The 18,086-nt window shown below is 61.2% G+C and carries 14 protein-coding genes; 6 read left to right on the top strand and 8 right to left on the bottom strand.

The annotated features are described in order from the left end of the window. The first annotated feature begins 114 nt into the window (after positions 1-114). A complete protein-coding gene (locus VJS46_RS03225) occupies positions 115-978 on the top strand; it encodes a BON domain-containing protein (RefSeq protein WP_324057896.1) in 864 nt (287 codons plus the stop codon). Between the two features lie 27 nt (positions 979-1,005). Here VJS46_RS03225 and mfd read toward each other — a convergent pair whose 3' ends face one another. Both mfd and VJS46_RS03215 read right to left on the bottom strand, forming a co-directional pair. Beyond that, on the bottom strand, positions 1,006-4,467 hold the full coding sequence (gene mfd / locus VJS46_RS03220; protein ID WP_324057895.1) for a transcription-repair coupling factor: 3,462 nt from the start codon (positions 4,465-4,467) through the stop codon (positions 1,006-1,008). A gap of 116 nt (positions 4,468-4,583) precedes the next feature. After that, positions 4,584-4,850, bottom strand: coding sequence for a succinate dehydrogenase assembly factor 2 (locus tag VJS46_RS03215; protein ID WP_324057894.1), 267 nt, complete (start codon positions 4,848-4,850; stop codon positions 4,584-4,586). Positions 4,851-4,990: 140 nt separating this feature from the next. On the opposite strand from VJS46_RS03215, the gene recG reads away from it, so the two are divergent. Further along, positions 4,991-7,054: an ATP-dependent DNA helicase RecG gene (gene recG / locus VJS46_RS03210; RefSeq protein ID WP_324057893.1), complete on the top strand. Its 2,064-nt coding sequence runs from the start codon at positions 4,991-4,993 to the stop codon at positions 7,052-7,054. Positions 7,055-7,294: 240 nt separating this feature from the next. Continuing rightward, positions 7,295-8,407, top strand: a complete 1,113-nt coding sequence (locus tag VJS46_RS03205) for a mechanosensitive ion channel family protein (RefSeq protein ID WP_324057892.1) — start codon at positions 7,295-7,297, stop codon at positions 8,405-8,407. A 15-nt stretch (positions 8,408-8,422) separates the two neighbouring features. Here VJS46_RS03205 and VJS46_RS03200 read toward each other — a convergent pair whose 3' ends face one another. Both VJS46_RS03200 and tyrS read right to left on the bottom strand, forming a co-directional pair. Continuing rightward, a complete protein-coding gene (locus VJS46_RS03200; RefSeq protein WP_324057891.1) occupies positions 8,423-8,761 on the bottom strand; it encodes a PilZ domain-containing protein in 339 nt (112 codons plus the stop codon). A 95-nt stretch (positions 8,762-8,856) separates the two neighbouring features. Then, positions 8,857-10,071: a tyrosine--tRNA ligase gene (gene tyrS, locus VJS46_RS03195; protein WP_324057890.1), complete on the bottom strand. Its 1,215-nt coding sequence runs from the start codon at positions 10,069-10,071 to the stop codon at positions 8,857-8,859. Between the two features lie 41 nt (positions 10,072-10,112). Between tyrS and VJS46_RS03190 the strand changes: the two genes are divergently transcribed. Genes VJS46_RS03190 through VJS46_RS03180 form a run of 3 tightly spaced genes read left to right on the top strand, consistent with a single transcriptional unit; the run spans position 10,113 to position 12,764 of the window. Beyond that, on the top strand, positions 10,113-10,658 hold the full coding sequence (locus VJS46_RS03190; RefSeq protein ID WP_414707958.1) for a DOMON-like domain-containing protein: 546 nt from the start codon (positions 10,113-10,115) through the stop codon (positions 10,656-10,658). Then, complete coding sequence (locus tag VJS46_RS03185) at positions 10,655-11,857, top strand: DUF1343 domain-containing protein (protein ID WP_324057888.1); 1,203 nt, start codon at positions 10,655-10,657, stop codon at positions 11,855-11,857. The genes VJS46_RS03190 and VJS46_RS03185 overlap by 4 nt, the downstream gene beginning before the upstream one ends. Before the next feature lie 49 nt (positions 11,858-11,906). Then, on the top strand, positions 11,907-12,764 hold the full coding sequence (locus VJS46_RS03180; protein ID WP_324057887.1) for an RMD1 family protein: 858 nt from the start codon (positions 11,907-11,909) through the stop codon (positions 12,762-12,764). 67 nt (positions 12,765-12,831) lie between these two features. On the opposite strand, the gene VJS46_RS03175 is transcribed toward VJS46_RS03180, so the two are convergent. The 4 genes from VJS46_RS03175 to rpoD all read right to left on the bottom strand — a co-directional run bounded on the left by VJS46_RS03175 (position 12,832) and on the right by rpoD (position 18,071). Then, positions 12,832-14,010 carry a vWA domain-containing protein gene (locus tag VJS46_RS03175; RefSeq protein ID WP_324057886.1) on the bottom strand — a complete coding sequence of 393 codons (1,179 nt, stop codon included), beginning with the start codon at positions 14,008-14,010 and terminating at the stop codon, positions 12,832-12,834. 216 nt (positions 14,011-14,226) lie between these two features. Continuing rightward, complete coding sequence (locus VJS46_RS03170; RefSeq protein WP_324057885.1) at positions 14,227-15,069, bottom strand: MoxR family ATPase; 843 nt, start codon at positions 15,067-15,069, stop codon at positions 14,227-14,229. Between the two features lie 152 nt (positions 15,070-15,221). Continuing rightward, complete coding sequence (locus VJS46_RS03165; protein ID WP_324057884.1) at positions 15,222-15,905, bottom strand: DUF6975 family protein; 684 nt, start codon at positions 15,903-15,905, stop codon at positions 15,222-15,224. 123 nt (positions 15,906-16,028) lie between these two features. Then, positions 16,029-18,071: an RNA polymerase sigma factor RpoD gene (gene rpoD, locus VJS46_RS03160; RefSeq protein ID WP_324057883.1), complete on the bottom strand. Its 2,043-nt coding sequence runs from the start codon at positions 18,069-18,071 to the stop codon at positions 16,029-16,031. Positions 18,072-18,086: the final 15 nt, after the last annotated feature.

Raw genomic sequence — 18,086 nt, 5'->3', positions numbered from 1 at the left:
ACCCGTACCGCCCGGACGCATTGGAACAGTAGCGCTACCCTCCGCGGTTTTATGAGGTTCCGTGAACCGGTGATCACCCGGAGGGTGACATGCGATCTCAGGAAAGGACATGACATGGCAGAGAGATGGAGAGATGAGGGACGCTATCGCCAGGGTTCCCGCGGCGACTATCGCGGCGGCGAATATGGCGGGGATTACGGCCGCTATGGTGGCAGCTATGGCGGGTCCCGTGGCGATTATGGCGGCGGCCGCGAGGCCGGAAGTTATGGCCGTAGCAATTATGGCGGCGGCAGTGACGAGGACTATCGCCAAGGCAGCTCCTATGGCTATGGCCGCGAAGGCGCCTATGGGGGCGAATATGGCCAGCGCGGCGGCCGCTACAGTTCCGGCCGCGAGAATGAGGAATGGGGCGGTGGCGGCTGGGAAGGCAGCCGCGGCTACACAGGCTCCGGGACCTATGGCGGTTCGGGCAGCTATGGCAGCGACTGGTCGCGCAGGGGCGGTAGTTCCTATGGCGGTTATCGCGAGCCGATGCGCGGCGAGGAAGATCGCGGCTGGTGGGAACGGACTGGAGACGAAGTCCGCTCCTGGTTCGGCGATGAGGATGCGGAACGCCGCCGCCGGATGGACGAATATCGCGGGCGCGGGCCAAAAGGCTATACTCGCTCCGATGATCGCATCCGCGAGGACGTTTGCGATCGCCTGTGCGACGACCCGCGCGTCGATGCTTCGAACATCGAGGTCAGCGTCGCCAACGGCGAAGTCACCTTGAGCGGAACCGTCGATGCTCGCGACGTCAAGCACCGTGCAGAGGATTGCGCAGAAGATGTGTCGGGCGTGAAGAACGTCCAGAACAATCTGCGGGTCCAAATGCAGGGCGCTGGCCTTGGCAACAGCACGACCGGCGCTTCAAGCATGGCTGCAGGTTCGACCGGAGCCAGCACCTCGACCGGCACAAGGACCAAGCAAACGGTCTGAACCGGCCGATAAGGAAGGCGGCGGGTTCTATCCCGCCGCCTTCGCCAATCCCTTCGATAATTGCAGCGCCCCATTGATCCGGGCCTTGGGATCGCCCCAGGCACGATTGATCACCAGCTTGCTGTCGGGTCGCAGCTTCGCGACGCCATTCAGCCGCTGCACATAGGCGATGAGGCCCGGTAGATTGGGGAAGCTGTCATTGTGGAAGCTGACCAGCGCGCCCTTGGGCCCCACATCGATCTTGGCGATCGCTGCCTTCATGCAGTTCATCTTGGTCTCGATGACGCGCAACAGATTTTCGGTCGGATCGGGCAGCTTGCCGAACCGGTCGATGAGTTCAGCCGCAAAGGCTTCGATCCCCCGCCGGTCTTCCAACTCGTTCATCCGGCGATAAAGACCCATGCGCAGGTCGAGATCAGGGACATAGTTCTCCGGGATCATTATCGGCGCATCTACAGTGATTTGGGGCGAGAAGCTCTCACGCGGCGCCAAGCCTGCGCCGCCCGCCTTGGCCTCCATGATCGCCTCTTCCAGCATCGACTGGTAGAGTTCGAAGCCGACCTCCTTGATGTGTCCCGACTGCTCGTCGCCGACCAGATTGCCCGCGCCGCGAATGTCAAGGTCATGGCTCGCAAGCTGGAAACCCGCGCCAAGGCTATCTAGATCCGACAGCACCTTGAGGCGTTTTTCCGCGGTCTCCGTGATCAGCCGGTCGGCTGGCGTGGTGAAATAGGCATAGGCACGAGTCTTCGACCGTCCCACACGCCCGCGAAGCTGGTAGAGCTGCGCCAGCCCGAACCGGTCGGCGCGATGGATGATGAGCGTGTTTGCACTTGGAATATCCAGCCCGCTCTCCACGATCGTGGTGGACAGCAGCACGTCATAGCGCTTGTCGTAAAAGGCGGACATCCGCTCTTCGACCTGTCCAGCCGCCATCTGGCCGTGCGCCACGACATAGCGTACCTCCGGCACGTCCTTGCGCAAAAACTCCTCGATGTCGGTCAGGTCCGACACGCGCGGCGCGACGAAGAAGCTCTGCCCGCCGCGATAATGTTCGCGCAGCAGCGCCTCCCGCACCACGACCGGGTCCCAAGGCATCACATAAGTCCGCACCGCCAGCCGGTCGACGGGCGGTGTCTGGATAACTGACAGTTCGCGCAGGCCCGACATGGCCATCTGCAAGGTGCGGGGGATCGGCGTTGCCGTGAGCGTCAGCACATGCACATCGCTCTTGAGCTGCTTCAGCCGCTCCTTGTGGACGACGCCAAAGCGTTGTTCCTCGTCCACAATAACGAGCCCCAAGCGATTGAATTCCAACCCCTTTGCAAGCAGAGCATGAGTGCCGACCACCACATCGATGGTGCCGTCCGCCAGCCCTTCCTTCACCGTCTTTGCCTCATTGGCGCTCACCAGCCGTGACAGGCGCCCGATCTTCAGCGGAAAGCCCTTGAACCGTTCCTCGAAATTCATGTGATGCTGCCGGGCGAGCAAGGTGGTGGGGCAGATGAGCACGACCTGCATGCCCGCCATCGCCGCCACAAAGGCGGCCCGCAGGGCCACTTCGGTCTTGCCAAAGCCCACATCGCCGCACACCAGCCGGTCCATGGGCCTGCCCGCAGCCAGGTCGTCCAGCACATCCCCGATCGCCCGGTCCTGATCGTCCGTCTCCTGATAGGGAAAGCGATCGACAAAGGCCGGATAGCCGCCGCTGTCGGGCTCGGCGACCTGTCCGGGGCGCAAAGCGCGCTCGGCGGCGGTTTTCAGGAGCTCGCCCGCAATCTCGCGGATGCGCTCCTTCATCTTCGCCTTGCGCCGCTGCCAGGCTTCGCCGCCCAGCCTGTCCAGCATCACCCCGTCATGGTCATTGCCATAGCGGGAAAGGACGTCGATATTCTCGACCGGCACATATAGCTTGTCGCCGCCCGCATATTCCAACGCGACGCAGTCATGCGGGCTGTTGCCGACCGGGATGGACGTCAGCCCCTCATAGCGCCCGATGCCATGATCGACATGCACGACCAGATCGCCCGGCGTCAGCGTCGCCAGTTCGGCGAGGAAAGCGTCGGCGCTTTTCTTGCGCTTCTGCCGCCGCACCAGGCGGTCGCCCAGCATGTCCTGCTCAGTCAGCACCGCCACATCGGGCGCGGTAAAGCCGTGATCGAGCGGCAGGACCGACAGCGCCGCTGCCCCGCCAGCCGCGATGCCCAGTGCCTCCTGCCAATCCTCGGCCTTGGCAAGCCGCTTCACGCCATGGTCTGCGAGCAGCCCTGAAAGCCGCTCCCGAGCACCCACGGAGTAGCTGGCGATTACCACCTTCTTGTCTGCCCGCTGAAGCGAGGCGATATGCTTGCCTACCGCTTCATAGACATTGGCGTTCTGCGCCCGTTCCGGCGCGAAATCGCGGGCATTGTCGACGCCGAAATCGACGACCTGCTCACTTTCCGGTTCGTGGAAGGGAATGGCGAGGTGGACGGCATGCTTGTCGATGCGCCCGGACCATTCCTCCGATGAGAAATAAAGCTGTTCAGGTTCCAACGGCCTGTAGCTGCCGGGGTCGGAGGACGCCGCCTGCCTGCGGTTGGCATGATAATCCTGCACCGCCTCGAATCGAGCGAGCGCCGCGCTGGATACGCCGCTGTCGCGGACATAAAGCACATCCTCGCCCAGATGCTCGAACAGCGTCGACAGCTTTTCCTCGAACAGCGGCAGCCAATGCTCCATCCCAGCCAGCCGCCGGCCGTCGCTGATCGCCTGATACAGCGGATCGCCCGTTGCGGTGGCGCCGAAGGTCTCACGATAGCGGCTGCGGAACCGCTTGATATTGTCCGCGTCCAGCAGCGCCTCGGACGCGGGAAGCAGGATGAAACCGTCAACCCGTCCGATGGTGCGCTGGTCGGCGGGATCGAACTGCCGCACGCTCTCTATCTCGTCGCCGAAGAAATCGAGCCGCAGGCCTTTCTCCTCGCCCGAGGGGAAGAGGTCGACAATGCCGCCGCGGACAGCGAATTCGCCTGCGTCTGCCACCGTTTCCACTCGCACATAGCCGTTGGATTGCAGCAGTTCCGCCAGTTTCTCGAGGGGGATGCTTTCGCCCGGAGCGAGCCGCGCCACCAATTGCCGGATGCGAAAGGGCGTCAGTGTCCGCTGAGTGATCGCATTGACCGTGGTGACCACCAATTGCGGGCTGGACATTTTCTCCTGCAGGGCGTGCAATCCCGCCAGCCGCTCCGACATGGAACGTAGAGAAGGGGAGGACCGGTCATAGGGCAGGCAGTCCCAGGCGGGGATGCGGATGATCTCCAGCTCCGGCGCAAAATAGGCAGCGGTATCCGCCACCGCCTGCATGGCGCTGTCGTCCGGCGCGATATAGACCGCACGCCCCTTCGCCCCGCGCGCCAGGTCCGCCAGCAGCCACGGCAAAAATCCCTGCGGCACGCCTGCAAGGGTCAGGGGATGAGTGGCTTTGAGGATCTTCTGAAGGTCGGTCACTATGTGATTGATCTATCGTCCGTTTGCCCTGAACTTGTCGAAGGGCTCTATTTTCTTGAAGGGAGGGCTTCGACAGGTTCAGCCCGAACGGAAAAAGGGCATGGGATGAGTGCAATTCACCCCGGAATCTCGATATAATCCAGCCGTTTCATCGCCTCCATCTGCGCCCCTGTAAATTCCTCCGGCACCGGTTGCGTCCCAATGGCCCAAGCCATGACATCCACATCGTCTTCTTCCAGAAGCCGCTCGAACCAGTCCAACTCGGCGGCGGACCATCCGGCTCCATAGCGGTTGAAAAAGCTGCCGATCATCATGTCCGCCTCGCGGGTGCCCCGGTGCCAGGCCCGGAACTGCAGGCGGCGCAGGCGAATGTCGTTTTCCATGGGCAAACTGGCCTTTCCATTCCTATCTCGCCGCTCGGGACGAACGGAAAGACAGCGGCCACCGAGAAGCGGCACAACAAAAATCGGCCGACAGGCGCTTTCAAGGCCAGCCGGCTTCGATATAAGACCTTTCCATAATCATGCGACCCGATATTCTCAATCCGCTCTTTGCCGAAATCTCGGCGCTGAAAGGCGTGGGGCCTCAGCTCAGCAAGCCGCTTGAGCGCCTTGGCCTTGGCCGGGCGGCGGACGCTGCCTTTCACTTGCCGGTGAACTGGATCGATCGCAAGCGCGTGGGCGAGCTCAATATGGCCGATGCAGGCCATACTATCTCCATCGAACTGACGCCTGTGGATTACAGGGCGAGCGGCAGCGCCCGCGCGCCTTTCCGCGTTCACGCGACCGACGCGCATGGCAATTACGTCTCGCTGGTCTACTTCGGAAAAAATTCGGCATGGGCACGTAAGCTATTGCCATTGGGTGAGAAGCGCTTTGTTTCCGGCAAGCTGGAGCAGTATGGCCAGGAACTGCAGATCATTCACCCGGACTATGTGCTTACACCTGAAGAGGCCAATGACGTACCGGAGCGCGAGCCCGTCTATGCGCTCTCCGAAGGGCTCAGCAACAACCGAATGCGCCATATCGCCGCGCAGGCGGTCGAGCGGGCGCCGGTGCTTCCCGAGTGGATCGAGTCTAGTGTGCTCGCCCGCAAGGGCTGGCCCGCCTGGCGCGAAGCCCTATGCGCCGCGCACAGCGAACCCGCCAACGCAAAGGCGCGGGAGCGTCTGGCCTATGATGAAATCTTTGCTGGCCAGCTCGCGCTGATGCTGGTTCGCGCCAGCGCCCGCAAGCGGAGGGGCATTTCGATTGAGGGTGATGGCCGCCTGCGCGCCATGGTGAAGCTGCCTTTCTCTCCCACGGGCGCGCAACGCCTGGCCAATGCGGAGATTGCGGGGGACATGGCGCAGGGCCAGCCGATGCTCCGCCTGCTGCAGGGAGACGTTGGTGCGGGGAAGACGCTGGTGGCCCTTATGGCGCTTTTGAATGCTGTCGAAGCAGGCGCACAGGGTGCGATGCTGGCACCCACCGAAATCCTTGCGCGCCAGCATTTCGCCACGCTTCAGCGCATGTTGGCGGGCGTTCCGGTCAACATCGCAATCCTTACTGGCCGGGAAAAGGGCAGGGTAAGGGAATCAACTTTGATGGGTCTTGCCGACGGCTCGATCGACATTCTGGTTGGCACGCATGCCATTTTTCAGGAGCGGGTCGGCTACCGAAATCTTGCCCTGGCCGTGATTGATGAACAGCACCGCTTCGGTGTCGCCCAGCGGATAATGCTGACGGCCAAGGCTGACCACACCCCCCACTTGCTCGCGATGACCGCGACGCCCATTCCGCGCACGCTGACCCTCACCTATTATGGGGAAATGGACGTTTCGCGTCTCGACGAGATGCCGCCTGGCCGCCAGCCGATCGAAACCCGCGTCCTTTCAGCAGAGCGCTTGCCGGAGATCGTGGATGCCCTTGGCCGCCATATGGCCGGGGGAGGGCAGGCCTATTGGGTTTGTCCCCTCGTCGAGGAAAGCGAAAAGACCGACCTGGCGGCGGCCGAACACCGCGCCGAAGCGCTGCGGCTCCGTTTCGGCGAGAGCATTGGGCTCGTCCATGGCCGCATGAAGGGGCCGGAAAAGGATGCGGTCATGGAGCGCTTCCAGCGTGGCGATATCAAGGTGCTGGTGGCGACGACGGTGATCGAGGTGGGTGTCGACGTACCCAATGCCAGCCTGATGATCATCGAGGGCGCGGACCGCTTCGGTCTCGCCCAGCTCCACCAGTTGCGCGGCAGGGTGGGGCGCGGTGACAAGAAATCCGTGTGCCTGCTCATTCGCGGCAATGGGCTCAGCGAGACGGCCCGCGCGCGCCTCGCCCTGATGCGGGAAACCAATGACGGCTTCCGCATCGCTGAAGAGGATTTGCGGTTGCGCGGCGCGGGCGAAATCCTCGGCACGCGTCAGTCTGGTGAAGCCCAGTTCCGCCTTGCAACGCCCGAACAGATTGACGCCCTGGTCTCCACCGCCCGGGATGACGCCCGCCTGCTCGTCGACCGCGACGGCGGCCTGGGCAGCGTGCGCGGAGAGGCGGCGCGCATTTGCCTCTATCTTTTCGAACGCGACGTAGCCGTGGGGTTGTTGCGGAGCGGGTGACGATTTGGTCAAGCGCGGCGGGCTGTCCCCCTACTGATGGGGCACAGCCCCTCACCAATTCCGGCAAGGCTGCACGCAGCCAAGCCTCCATATCCTCTCCCCTTGGGAGAGGGACAAAGAACGGCCGTCCCCCATATAGTTTGGCGATGATATCGCTGCCCAACGGGACTTCGGGTGGCTTTATCCCGTCCCCGCAGCGGCCGGCGAAACATCATGGGGCACTTTCGCGTTGCCTTCTCCATGACCCGAGCTGACCTGACCATCGCCACGCCTGGAACGCCGCTCGGCGCTCTGGCGCTGATTGCCGCTGCCATTGCGGCCGCGCTTTTGCTTCATGCGCTTGCCTTCTGGCTTATGAAGCGGCTGATCCGCCGCACCCGGAGGGAAGATGACGACATCGTCCTGTGCGCCCTGCAACAGCCCGTCCGATGGCTGATGGTGCTGCTTGCGCTTGGTATCGTGGTCGAACCCCTGCCGCTAGGAGATGCGCTTGAACGCTATTGGAGCGTCGGGTCGCGCATGGTGCTGGCCGCCATGGTCGGCTGGCTGGCGATCGCCTTTACCGGCGCTCTTCGCCAAATCGTCGAGCTTCGCAACGACATCAGCGTGGCGGACAATCTGCAGGCGCGCAGGCGGCGGACGAGGGTGGCTATCCTCCATCGAATCACGCAATTCCTGATCGGCTTCATCACCCTTTCGATGATATTGATCGCCATTCCTGGTGTCCGAACAATCGGCGTCACGCTAATGGCTTCGGCGGGCATAGCGGGCCTGGTCCTTGGCGCCGCGGCCCAGCCCGCGCTCAAAAATCTCATCGCCGGCATCCAGATGGCCTTTACCGAGCCGATCCGCATCGACGACGTCGTCATCGTCGAAGGGGAGTGGGGCCGGATCGAGGAAATTCGCCTGACCTATGTGGTGGTGCGGATTTGGGACGACCGGCGGCTGGTCGTGCCGGTGTCATGGTTTTTGGAAAAGCCCTTCCAGAACTGGACGCGAGAGACCAGCCATCTGCTCGGCACCGTCTTCTTCCATGTGGACCCCAGGGCGGACGTTGGCCGGATCCGGCGCAAGATAGAGGAAGCGGCTGCCGCCAATCCCCGCTGGGACAAGCGCGTCGCTATCCTGCAGGTGACCGAGCATCGGGCTGAAGCGCTGGAATTGCGCGCGCTGCTCAGTGCCCGCAACGCAGGCGATGCTTTCGACCTTCGCTGCGATGTGAGGGAGGCGGTCATGAAGTTTCTGCGCGACGAAATGCCGCAAGCGCTGCCGCGCAACCGGCATCTGGTCGGCGGCGCGGATGCCGATCGCCCGATTTTCCTTGCTCAGGAAGAAGTTATGGGAACAGCCTGATAAGGGGTATGGACCTCACCAGGCCTGTTGCCGCCCCGGCATGAGCGCCAGCATCCTGGCATAGGTCCGCTCGCAGACGGGGGTGACGAACTCAGTTCCGATCCGGCCATCTTCCACCCAGCGGACCAGCGCTTCAACCTTGCCGCACAGCGGAAGCTGCACGATCAGCCGCTCGCTCTTGCTGACCGCTGCCTTTGTCCGCGCCATAAGGCCCAGGCGGGAGATGTTGACGACATGCAGATCGCCCTCCCCCTGATACGAAGAAAAGCTCGTCTTGAAATCAACCAAGTCCCTGCCGGCGCGGCGGGCATGGGCCGGGCTGGCTGGCTCACTCAGCGAACGCAGATTCTTCATTGTCGCACCCCGTTCTTCCCCTGAGCGGAGGCTAATGTCTTTTTTGCTAACGGAATCCGACCAGCTATGGTTAACGCGACAAAAATCGGTTTGGATCAGGCGACTACAAGCCCATGTTTCTTCGTTCCGAAGCTGATCTTGTCGCCAACCTCGACCGAAATCATCGGATCGCTGACCGCCACATCATTGATGCGAATGGCCCCTTCAGCCACCTTTCGTTTCACTTCCTTGTTGGAGGCAGCAAAGCCGAGGCCGGTCACCGCCTGCATGACGGTCATGTCGGGACCGAGCTTGACCGTTGGCAGGTGCGCGTCGGCGGCCCCTTCCTCAAAGGTGCGCCGCGCGGTTTCCGCGGCCTGCGCCGCGGCTTCAGCGCCCCGGCAAAGAGCGGTGGCTTCATTGGCGAGGACCTTTTTTGCCTCATTGATCTCGCTGCCCTGCAACGCCGCTAGCCGGCCGATCTCGTCCAAGGGAAGGTCTGTGAACAGCCTTAGCCGCGCGGTAACGTCGCGGTCGTCCGTATTCCGCCAGAATTGCCAATAATCATAGCTGGAAAGCTGATCCTCATTCAGCCACACCGCGCCGCCCACGGTCTTGCCCATCTTGGTCCCGTCGGCATTGGTGAGCAGCGGCGTTGTGAGCCCAAAGACATGACTTCCGTCCATGCGGCGGGCAAGCTCCACGCCATTGACGATATTGCCCCACTGATCGGACCCGCCCATCTGCAACCGGCAGGCGGCACGCCGCGACAGTTCCAGGAAGTCATAGGCCTGGAGGATCATGTAATTGAACTCAAGGAAGCTTAGGGACTGTTCCCGGTCGAGCCGCATCTTCACTGAGTCAAAACTGAGCATCCGGTTGACGGAGAAATGCTGGCCAACCTCCCGAAGGAAGGGGATATATTTCAGCTTGTCGAGCCACTCGGCATTGTCCAGCATGATTGCGTCACTGGGTCCATCGCCAAAGGTCAGGAACTGCTCGAATACTCGCCGGATCGAAGCGACATTCTCCTGGATCGTTTCTTCGGTCAGCAGCTTTCGGGCCTCGTCCTTGAAGCTCGGATCACCTATCTTGCCTGTACCGCCGCCCATCAGCACGATCGGCTTATGCCCGGCCTTCTGCAGTTGACGCAGCATCATGATCGAGACCAGATGTCCGACATGCAGGGAAGGGGCGGTGGGGTCAAAGCCGATATACCCCGGAATGACTTGTCGCGCGGCAAGGTCATCCAGCCCTTCGCCATCCGTGATCTGGTGGATATAGCCGCGCTGGTCGAGTAAGCGGAGAAGATCGGAGTTGAAATCAGTCATAGCGCGCGGGCGCATAGCATGGGGTTGGTCGCTTGGGTAGAGTGTTGGAAGAAGTGGCACTGATCCGCCATCCGGCAAGCGCCTGTCCGCCGGTGGAGATGTGCCAGGCGATTGTGGCCCAGACGGGACCGGTTTCGCTTCGGGTGGAATATTCGCTCTCAGGCGGTGTGTCCGCGCTCGACATTCCCGCCCTCGCTCCTCCGGCCAGACAGGATAATCTCTGGCAGACGACCTGCTTCGAGCTGTTCCTGGCTCTCGAGGGAAGCGCCTATGCAGAGTTCAACTTTTCCCCTTCGACATGTTGGGCCGCCTATCTGTTCGATGCTTACCGCAGCGGCATGCGTCCGGCGCAGGGCGTTCGGCCTGTGATTGCCGTCGAGCGATCAGGCAACCGGCTAGACGTGGCTGTAGAACTGGATCTTGCCCCCCTCGTGCCCGATCTCAACCGCGCTCTCGGCCTTTCTGCGGTGATTGAAGAGCAGGATGGGGGCAAGTCCTGGTGGGCCCTGACCCATCCGTCGGAGAAGCCCGATTTTCATCTTCGGGATTGCTTTGCGCTGCAACTCCGGGCAGCGAGTGGTTCATGAAATTCGGCATAGACAGACTGATCACCGATCCAGGCCTTCGTGCGCCGCTGGCCGGCAAGCGCGTGGCGCTGCTTGCCCATCCGGCCTCGGTGACTGCCAATCTCACGCATAGCCTGGATGCTCTTGCGGCATGCGAAGACATCCGCTTGAGCGCCGCCTTTGGTCCCCAGCATGGCCTGCGCGGCGACAAGCAGGACAATATGGTGGAGTCGCCGGATTTCAGCGATCCGGTGCATGGCATCCCCGTCTTCAGCCTTTATGGAGAAGTGCGGCGTCCGACCGACGAGATGATGGACTCGTTCGATGTGATCCTCATAGACCTGCAGGATCTGGGCTGCCGCATCTATACTTTCATCACGACATTGCTCTACGTGCTGGAGGCGGCGGCGAAGCATGGGAAGCAGGTTGTCGTGCTCGACCGGCCCAATCCCGCCGGACGGCCCGTGGAGGGACTGACATTGCGTCCCGGCTGGGAGAGCTTTGTGGGTGCAGGGCCCATTCCCATGCGCCATGGGCTCACCCTTGGTGAACTCGGGCATTGGTTCATCGCCCATTACAAGATCGGCGTCGACTATTCGGTCATCACCATGGAAGGCTGGCGGCCTGACGCTGCACCCGGCTCTGGTTGGCCGGTTGAGGAACGGATCTGGATCAATCCCAGTCCCAACGCCCCCAATCTCAACATGGCGCGGGCCTATGCGGGGACGGTCATGCTGGAAGGAACCACGCTCTCGGAAGGGCGGGGCACCACACGTCCCCTGGAGCTGTTCGGCGCGCCAGACATCGATGCCCGCGCAGTCATCACCGAAATGCAGAGGTTCGCGCCGCAATGGCTGGCCGGATGCGTGCTGCGCGACTGCTGGTTCGAGCCGACGTTCCACAAACATGTTGGGCAATTGTGCAGCGGCGTCCATATTCATGCCGAGGGACCGCATTATGATCATGCGGCCTTCCGTCCTTGGCGTTTGCAGGCGCTGGCGTTCAAGGCCATTCGTTCGCTGTCGCCCGATTACGGCCTTTGGCGCGATTTTCCCTATGAATATGAACTGGGAAAGCTGCCCATCGACGTGATCAACGGAAGCCCGCTGCTGCGCCAGTGGGTGGACGATGACAATGCTGTTGCGGCGGACCTGGACGCGCTGGCGGTGCCGGAGGAGCAGGCCTGGGAAGAAGAACGACGGCCTTTTCTCCTTTATTGATATATAGTCCCGGGAAGGTTCATTGATTGCAGCGGAGATCAAGCGGATCATGACTGCCCAACGACCGCCGATACTGCCAGCCGTGATGCGCCCTCCGATTGTCGGAGTGCGGGAAGTCGTGGGTTCAACCCTGGCGGGACCAATGAAACGGGCCGATGTCCGGGCCATTCTGGTAGGCGAGCGCATCGATACCCGTAACCTCGCCGGCTTTGTGGAGCCCGAAAGCCTGGAAACCCAGGGGCTTGGGGCCGTCTTTGTATTCCGTTACGGCGTCCTGGTGTTGTTCGGCGCTTCCGAAGAGGCCGAACGCATGCTTCTTGAACGGCTCGACGGGAATATCATTGATCCCCTTGATACGGCCGAGATCGAGACCGCCTCGGTAGAAATTCGTCCGGGCGCGGACGAGCAGGTTGATTCGAGCGGCCATATCATCCTGCGGGAGAGCGGGATGGAACGGCTGTTGCTGGTGGCTACCGTTCTTGCCCGCAGCGTCGTGCTGGCGCGGGACGAAAGCCGCATTGCCCAGACCTTCGACCGTGTCGAGCCGCTGGTCACGGCGCTGCGGTCGCGCGGGCGGGCGGGTCTGCCGATCCGAAGGGTCATGCAGGACATTGGCGAAGTCCTCGATGCGCGTCATCGGGTGGTCGGGCGGGCGCAAGTCGGTGAAAAACCTGACCTTTTATGGGATCATCCCGAGCTCGACCGGCTCTATGCCCGGTTGGATACGGAATATGAGCTGGACGAGCGCGCCAAGGCCATTGGCGAAAAGCTGGAGGTGATTGGCGACACCGCCGATGCGCTGCTCAATCTCGTGCAGGACAAGCGGGCGTTCAGGGTCGAGCTTGCGATTATTGCCCTCATCGCGTTTGAGGTTGCCTTGACGCTTTATGATCGGTGGCTGAGCTAATTTGATTTGTTTCCCGTGATTTTCCAGTCGCCAGATGATCCCATCTGGCTCGAAATCACTCCAGCGATCAATGTTTACGGCTCAGTTCCCGCATGGCGTCATCCAGCCCCTTGAGCGTCAGCGGATACATGCGTCCCTGCATCAGGTCCTTCATCAGCCGGATGCTCTGGGTATAGCCCCAATGCTCTTCCGGTACAGGATTCAGCCAGGCGGCGGCCGGATAGGTATTGGTCAGCCGCTGCAACCATGCCGCGCCTGCCTCCTCATTGAAATGCTCGACCGAGCCTCCGGGATAGCTGATCTCATATGGGCTCATGGAGGCGTCGCCGACCAGCACGACCTTATAGTCATGGCCATATTTGTGGAGGATGTCCCATGTCGGAATCCGTTCTGAAAAACGGCGGCGGTTGTCCTTCCACACACCTTCATAGAGGCAATTGTGGAAGTAGAAGAACTCCATATTCTTGAATTCGCTGGTGGCGGCGGAAAACAGTTCCTCGCAGAGCCTGATATAGGGATCCATTGATCCGCCGACATCCAGGAACAGGAGCAGCTTCACTGCATTGTGCCGCTCCGGCCGCATATGGATGTCGAGCCAGCCCTGGCGCGCGGTGCCATCGATCGTTCCCTCGATGTCCAATTCCTGCGCTGCTCCCTCGCGGGCGAAGCGACGCAGGCGGCGGAGCGCGACCTTGATATTGCGGGTGCCAAGCTCGCGCTTGTTGTCGAGATTGGAAAACTCCCGCTTGTCCCACACCTTGATGGCGCGCTTGTGCCTGCTTTCTCCGCCGATCCGTACGCCTTCGGGATTATATCCGCCATTGCCATAGGGTGAGGTGCCGCCGGTGCCGATCCACTTGTTGCCGCCCTGGTGGCGCGCCTTCTGCTCCTCAAGACGCTTTTTCAGCGTCTCCATGATCTCTTCCCAGGAGCCAAGCGACTTGATCTTCTCCATCTCTTCCGGCGTCAGATATTTTTCCGCGACTGCCTTCAGCCAATCGAGCGGAAGTTCGGCCTGATCCGTGCCATAGCTTGTTTCCAGTCCCTTGAAGACCTTTGAGAAAACCTGGTCAAAACGGTCCAGTAGCCCCTCATCCTTCACGAATGTCGCACGGGCGAGATAATAGAATTCCTCCGGCCGCCGGGCGATCACGTCGCGGTCCAGCGCCTCCAGCAGCACCAGATGCTCCTTCATGCTGGCGGGAATGCCGGCCGCTCTTAGCTCGTCGAGAAAATTGAAGAACATTCTCTCTCCTTAACGGGAGCAGTGGAGGAAGGCCAACTTAACAAAGTTGACACTTATGAGCGTTGATTCAAAAGATAATTGACCTGTCGAATAGGAAATTCTGATCCTGGAAGTCCCGCTGCAGTTGGGTTCACAAAAGCGCCGCTTGGACTATAGGCTGGGCCTGCCCATGTAGGACAGCGATTTCTTGAACGGCGAGGGCGTCCTTTCCGAAGCTCAACTCCCCCGTCGTGTCATGAAGGCCAGGCGTTCGAACATCATGATGTCCTGCTCATTCTTCAGCAGCGCGCCGTGAAGCGGGGGAATGGCCTTGGTCGGGTCGCGGGACTGCAGCACGTCGAGCGGCATGTCTTCGGCTAGCAGCAGCTTCAGCCAGTCCAGCAATTCGCTGGTGGAGGGCTTTTTCTTGAGACCGGGAACTTCGCGGACCTCATAGAAAATGTCCATTGCCTTGCTGACCAACACCTTCTGGATGCCGGGAAAATGAACATCGACAATGGCCTGCATCGTGTCGCGGTCGGGAAATTTGATGTAATGAAAGAAACAGCGCCGCAGAAAAGCGTCGGGCAGTTCCTTTTCATTATTGGAGGTGATGACCACGATGGGCCGGTCCTTGGCCCGGACGGTCTCGCCGGTTTCATAGACATGGAACTCCATGCGGTCGAGTTCCTGGAGCAGGTCGTTCGGAAATTCGATGTCGGCCTTGTCGATCTCATCGATCAGCAGAACGGGAAGCCGGTTTGAGGTGAATGCCTCCCAAAGCTTGCCCTTGCGAATATAGTTGGAAATGTCATGGACCCGCTCATCGCCGAGCTGGCCATCGCGGAGGCGGGCGACGGCGTCATATTCATAAAGACCCTGCTGCGCCTTGGTGGTGGACTTGACATTCCATTCGATCAGCGGGGCGTTTGCGGCCTTGGCGATTTCATTGGCAAGAACAGTCTTTCCCGTACCAGGCTCCCCCTTCACCAGAAGCGGCCTGCGCAGGGTGACGGCGGCATTTACGGCCACTTTCAGATCGTCGGTCGCTACATATTGCTGCGTACCTTCAAAGCGCATGCATGGTCCTCATCATCCATTGGGTGAGGGGGCAATAACATGCGGACCTGAGGGCGCAAGAATTTTGCGGCGATGGGGGAGGAGGTGGGCGAGGCGAACGAGCTATTTCCCTCTCCCATGGGAGAGGGAAAACAGATGGCCCCCGCCTACATTCACCCCTGCGCCTGCCGCGCTGTCGCTCTTGCGCTCAGCAGGTCCCAAAGGCCGCGATGCTGGCCCAGGAGCTGGCGGGCGCCGAAATGGACGGCGCGCTCTATGGCTTCGTCCTCGCAGATTGCAGCGGCGACGCGCAGGGTCTCCTGGCGCCCCGGCAATATGCTCTGGCGTGGGCTGAGGCCCAGGCGAAGGGCGGCGGCGTCGAGAATGCGGCGGATCGCGACCCAGTCCAGTACCAGCGCGAAGGCGGCTCCGACGGCACAGCCCTTGCGATCCGATTGTGCGAGCATATCAAGGGCGTGCCGCTGTCCCATCACCGTGGTCTCAGCGTCACTTTGACCGGGAGTGCTTGGGACGGGGCCGGCCGCGACAGTCACCTGGGTCAGGAGGCTGCGTTCCGTGGCAAAACCATCGGACGCCTTGATCAACCAGTTGCGGGCTTCATTGTCGGCGATCCGCATGGCAGCATGGTCGATGACGCCAGGGTGCCGTCCATGCAGCATGCAAAGATAATGCGCGGCATCGGCAAGGTTGGGCAGGTTGCGGGTGAGGTCTGCACCCACCCCGGATCCGCTGGCGGTGGCATAGCCATGTCCGGCCGTGCCATCGACATCGGAAAGGGTCAGCAGCAGCTCCGAGATGCCGCGCCTGTTTCCCTGTTTCGCCAGATTGCCGTGCATGCGCATCGCCCTATGAAAGGCACCTCGGGGGTGCGGAATTGCCGTCCCCGAGGTAATAGAACGATAGCGTAAATGTCTGGTTTACGGCGCCGTTATTTGTCCGCCGCCGAAAAGAAAAAATCCTTATTGATCAAGGAAGCTACGCATCTTGCGGCTGCGGCTCGGATGCTTCAGCTTGCGTAGTGCCTTCGCCTCGATCTGGCGGATTCGTTCGCGGGTCACCGAGAATTGCTGACCGACTTCCTCCAGGGTGTGATCGGTGTTCATGCCGATGCCGAAGCGCATGCGCAGCACACGTTCCTCGCGCGGAGTGAGCGAAGCAAGGACGCGGGTGACGGTTTCCTTGAGGTTCGCCTGGATGGCGGCGTCCACCGGAATGATCGCGTTCTTGTCCTCGATGAAATCGCCCAGATGCGAATCCTCCTCGTCGCCAATCGGCGTTTCGAGGGAGATCGGTTCCTTGGCGATCTTCATCACCTTGCGGACTTTTTCAAGCGGCATTGAGAGGCGCTCGGCCATTTCCTCAGGCGTCGGCTCGCGGCCTTGCTCATGCAGGAACTGGCGGGAGGTACGGACCAGCTTGTTGATCGTCTCGATCATATGGACCGGAATACGGATCGTGCGGGCCTGATCTGCAATCGAGCGGGTGATCGCCTGCCTGATCCACCAGGTGGCATAGGTGCTGAACTTGTAGCCCCGCCGATACTCGAACTTGTCCACCGCCTTCATGAGCCCGATATTGCCTTCCTGAATAAGATCAAGGAATTGCAGTCCGCGGTTCGTATATTTTTTCGCGATGGAGATGACGAGGCGAAGGTTCGCCTCCACCATCTCCTTCTTGGCGATACGCGCTTCGCGCTCGCCCTTCTGCACCATGTTGACGATGCGGCGGAACTCCGAAAGCGACATGCCGGTCGCCTGGGCGATCTCCGACACTTCGGCGCGGATGCGGTCGACGGCGGTGGCTTCCTGCTCGGCAAAGGCGGCCCATTTCTTGTCGATGCGGCCGACCCGTTCCAGCCAGCCCTCATCCAGCTCGTGATCGACATATTCCTGGAGGAAAGAGGCGCGCGGCACCTTGTGCCGTTCGGCAAGGCGCAGCATCTGGCCGCCGAGCGCGGTCAGGCGGCGGTTGTAGGAATAGAGTTGGTCGACAAGATATTCGATCTTCGCGCCATGGAACTGGACGCTCTCGACCTCAGCCGTCAGGTCTTCGCGCAGCTTCTGATATTTGTCTTCTTCGGCCTTCGGGAAGTCATTGCCAGCGCCAAGCGCCTCCAGCCTTGCTTCCTGCACCCTGGAGAATTTCTTGAACAGCTCCGTGATCGCCGCGAACTTTTCGAGCGCGCCGGGCTTCAGCAACTCCTCCATCGCAGCGAGTGACAGGGTGTTGTCATCATCGTCTTCTTCCTCGCCCGGAGTGCGGGCGCGGCGCTCCGTCATCGAGTCCTCATCGTCCTCTTCGTCAGCGGACTCTTCCTCGATGTCGTCCTCTTCCTTGTAGGTGGGGCCAGCGGTCTTTTCGCTGATCTCGCCATCATCCTCGGCGCCTTCCTCAAGGCTTTCCGGCGCCGGGTCCTTGGACAGCATGGCGTCGAGATCAAGGATCTCGCGGAGCTGCATCTCGCCATTATTGAGCGCGGTTGACCATTCGATGATAGCGTTAAAGGTGATCGGGCTTTCGCACAGGCCCAGGATCATCGTGTCGCGGCCCGCCTCAATGCGCTTGGCGATCGCAATTTCGCCTTCACGGGAAAGCAGCTCGACCGCCCCCATTTCGCGCAGATACATGCGCACCGGGTCGTCGGTCCGGTCGACCGTTTCCTTCTTCTTTTCGGGAACCGAGCGCGAGGAACCGTCATCCTCCTCCTCGGCGGAGTCAATGGAATCGACTTCGTCCTCGGGGGCATCTTCGCCCTCTTCGCCTGCCTCTTCATTTTCGACGATGTTGACGCCCATATCGTTAAGGGCGGCCATGACATCCTCGATCTGCTCAGAGGACATCTGGTCCTGCGGCAGGGCGTCATTCAGTTCGTCATAAGTGATATAGCCGCGCTTCTTGGCGCGGCTGATCAGCTTCTTGACCGAGGCTTCGTTAAGGTCGAGGAGCGGGGCATCGCCGCCTTCCATGTCGTCAGTTTGCGTCTTGTTCGCCTTGCTCGCCATTTATTCGCCTTAAAC

The sequence above is a fragment of the Rhizorhapis sp. genome (genome assembly GCF_035276005.1).
Lineage (GTDB): Bacteria > Pseudomonadota > Alphaproteobacteria > Sphingomonadales > Sphingomonadaceae > Rhizorhapis.
This window is presented reverse-complemented; position numbering and strand designations above follow the sequence as displayed.

Bases quoted from the DNA above. Each gene is read 5' to 3' on its own strand.
- VJS46_RS03165 (WP_324057884.1), bottom strand. From the start codon at position 15,905: ATGCACGGCAATCTGGCGAAACAGGGAAACAGGCGCGGCATCTCGGAG.
- VJS46_RS03215 (WP_324057894.1), bottom strand. From the start codon at position 4,850: ATGGAAAACGACATTCGCCTGCGCCGCCTGCAGTTCCGGGCCTGGCAC.
- VJS46_RS03185 (WP_324057888.1), top strand. From the start codon at position 10,655: ATGAAATTCGGCATAGACAGACTGATCACCGATCCAGGCCTTCGTGCG.
- VJS46_RS03180 (WP_324057887.1), top strand. From the start codon at position 11,907: ATGACTGCCCAACGACCGCCGATACTGCCAGCCGTGATGCGCCCTCCG.
- VJS46_RS03200 (WP_324057891.1), bottom strand. From the start codon at position 8,761: ATGAAGAATCTGCGTTCGCTGAGTGAGCCAGCCAGCCCGGCCCATGCC.
- VJS46_RS03225 (WP_324057896.1), top strand. From the start codon at position 115: ATGGCAGAGAGATGGAGAGATGAGGGACGCTATCGCCAGGGTTCCCGC.
- tyrS (WP_324057890.1), bottom strand. From the start codon at position 10,071: ATGACTGATTTCAACTCCGATCTTCTCCGCTTACTCGACCAGCGCGGC.
- VJS46_RS03170 (WP_324057885.1), bottom strand. From the start codon at position 15,069: ATGCGCTTTGAAGGTACGCAGCAATATGTAGCGACCGACGATCTGAAA.
- VJS46_RS03205 (WP_324057892.1), top strand. From the start codon at position 7,295: ATGACCCGAGCTGACCTGACCATCGCCACGCCTGGAACGCCGCTCGGC.
- recG (WP_324057893.1), top strand. From the start codon at position 4,991: ATGCGACCCGATATTCTCAATCCGCTCTTTGCCGAAATCTCGGCGCTG.
- rpoD (WP_324057883.1), bottom strand. From the start codon at position 18,071: ATGGCGAGCAAGGCGAACAAGACGCAAACTGACGACATGGAAGGCGGC.
- VJS46_RS03175 (WP_324057886.1), bottom strand. From the start codon at position 14,010: ATGTTCTTCAATTTTCTCGACGAGCTAAGAGCGGCCGGCATTCCCGCC.